Source organism: Bradyrhizobium sp. Kon58 (assembly GCF_055807455.1).
In genome coordinates this window covers 1-308 of record NZ_JBVVOT010000303.1, presented here as the reverse complement: position 1 = coordinate 308, position 308 = coordinate 1, and the positions used below count along the sequence as shown (strand labels likewise).

1 protein-coding gene is annotated in these 308 nt (G+C 62.3%); it reads right to left on the bottom strand.

The genetic code is table 11. The features are described 5' to 3' along the window. Positions 1–308, bottom strand: a 308-nt coding sequence (locus AC0L20_RS40560; RefSeq protein ID WP_473295756.1) for a YidB family protein, incomplete at both ends; no start/stop codon positions are given.

The window sequence follows — 308 nt, the reverse complement described above, 5'->3', positions numbered from 1 at the left end:
TCCGGACCGATAGCCTGCTGGAGTTCGGGCGGGGTGACTTCCCGGTTTGGCCCCTGATTGATCCAGGATTGAGCCGCATCGCCTTGCCCGTTCTGCCTGAAGTGTTCGAGCAACTCGCCGATCCCGCCGTTCAGCAGCGAACCGACACCGCCGCCTCCCACGAGGCCGCCAAGATTGCCGAGCATGCCGCTCAGGGAATCCTTGGTACCCGACGGCTGACCGGAGGTAGCATTGCGAAACATGTCGGCGAGCTTGTCCCGATTTTGATAGCCGGCGATTGCGAGCATACCCAAGAGGGCGGTCATCGA